The 2,165-nt window shown below is 63.3% G+C and carries 2 protein-coding genes; both read left to right on the plus strand.

Annotation, left to right across the window (positions count from 1 at the left end; all coding sequences use genetic code 11):
- A partial coding sequence (locus ACF8R4_RS16240; protein ID WP_392492903.1) for a phosphopantetheine-binding protein occupies positions 1-591 on the plus strand: 591 nt, incomplete at its 5' end.
- Between the two features lie 11 nt (positions 592-602).
- Positions 603-2,165: condensation domain-containing protein (locus ACF8R4_RS16245; RefSeq protein WP_392492905.1), on the plus strand; the 1,563-nt coding region annotated here is incomplete at its 3' end.

Consider the following 2,165-nt stretch of genomic DNA (forward strand, 5'->3'; position numbering starts at 1 on the left):
GTGCGCGAGGCGGTGGTGCTGGACATCGACGGGCCGGGTGGCAAGCAACTGGCCGCGTACCTGGTCATGGCCGGCGACCTGCCGAGCGACCCACAGCAACAGAGTGCGCTGCGCGGCGAACTGCGCGAGCACCTCAGGCTCGGCCTGGCCGACTACATGGTCCCGACCCACTTGCTGTTCCTCGAGCGCCTGCCGGTGACGGCCAACGGCAAGCTGGACCGCAAAGCCCTGCCCAAGCCGGATGCCAGCGTGCTGCAGGACAGCTACGTGGCCCCGTGCAGCGAGCTGGAGCAACAGATCGCGGCGATCTGGGCAGACGTGCTGAAACTCGAAAGGGTCGGCCTGAACGATGGCTTCTTCGCCCTGGGTGGCCATTCGCTATCGGCCACCCAGGTGATCGTGCGTGTTCGCGAGGCGACAGGCATCGACGCCACCTTGAAGGAGCTGTTCGAGCATCCCCTGCTGGCGGATTTCTCTTGTCGCCTCGAAGAGAAAAATCAGCAAATCGATCCGATTCAGGCAGAACTGGCTAAATCGCTGGAGGCGCTCAAACGTCTAACCACGGAGGAAATTGATGAACTGATTTCATAGGGGATACATCAGTGCAAGCGTTGCTCGACTCCGTCAAATCGTTGTCCACCAAAGAGCGTCACGCTCTGGCCATGCTCCTGAAGCGTCAGGGAATCAACTTGTACGGAGTCGCGCCGATCCCTGCGAGAGCGCCGGGGGAAGCGCTGGCGTTGTCCTACGCCCAGCAGCGGCAATGGTTTCTCTGGCAAATGGACCCCCAGGGTAGCGCGTACAACATTCCGGTCGCCCTGCGTCTGAAGGGCGATCTTGACCTTCGGGCGCTGCAGGCCAGCTTCGATGCCCTGATCGCGCGACACGAAACCCTGCGTACCACCTTTCACCTCGACAGCGACCAGCCGGTACAGGTGATTCACCCCGAAGCGCCCGTCGAGCTGGTCATCGATACACTCAAGGCCGTCGACGTCGATACCAGCGCGGCATTGAAGGCATGGGTCGAGCAGGAAGTTCAGCAGCCATTCGACCTTGAGCAGGGGCCCTTGCTGCGGGTCAAGCTGCTGCGTCTGGCGGCGGATGACCATGTACTGGTGCTGACCCTGCACCACATCGTCTCCGATGGCTGGTCGACACCGATCATGGTCGACGAGCTGGTGCGTTTCTACGAGGCCGGCAAGTCCGGGCAGGCGCTGCAATTGCCGCCGCTCCCTGTGCAGTATGCCGACTACGCGTTGTGGCAACGGCAGTTCATGGAAGCGGGTGAACGCGAGAAGCAACTGGGCTACTGGACGGCCCATCTGGGGGACGAACAGCCGGTACTGGAATTGCCGCTGGACCGTCCGCGCGGTGCAGTGCAGAGCCATGCAGGTGCACGCCTCGACATCGCCATTGACGATGCGCTGGCAGATTCGCTGAAGCAGTTGGCCAAGCGCCAGGGCGTGACGCTGTTCACCTTGCTGCTGGCAAGCTTCCAGGCGTTGTTGCACCGCTACAGCGGGCAGAACGACATCCGCGTCGGCGTCCCGATCGCCAACCGCAATCGCAGCGAAGTCGAGGGGCTCATCGGCTTCTTCGTCAACACCCAGGTCCTCAAGGCCGAATTCGACCTGAGCACCACCTTTGACGAGCTCGTCGCGCACGTTCACCAGGCCGGGCTGGGCGCACAGGCGCATCAGGACCTGCCGTTCGAGCAACTGGTCGAAGCCCTGCAGCCAGAGCGCAGCCTCAGCCATAGCCCGTTGTTCCAGGTGATGCACAACCACGGCAGCGAGGGCAGGGGCCAGACGCGGCGCCTGCCAGGCTTGACCCTGGAGGCGCTCGACTGGGAAATCCATACCACTCAGTTCGACCTTGCATTGAACACTGTCGAGCATGAACACGGCATCGGTGCGTTCCTGACCTACGCAACGGCCTTGTTCGATGAAGCCACCATCGCCCAGCTTGCCGGGCACTGGCAGGGCCTGTTGGCCGCCATCGTCGCCCAGCCGCAGCAGCGCATCGCCGAGTTGCCGCTGTTGAATGCCGCGCAGCAGCAACAGGTGGTCTACGACTGGAACCGCACCCACGCCGACTACCCGCTGGAGCAGTGCCTGCAGCAACTGATCGAGGCGCAAGTCGCCGCCACCCCGGACGCGCCCGCG

This window comes from Pseudomonas sp. FYR_2, assembly GCF_043106425.1.
Lineage (GTDB): Bacteria > Pseudomonadota > Gammaproteobacteria > Pseudomonadales > Pseudomonadaceae > Aquipseudomonas > Aquipseudomonas monteilii.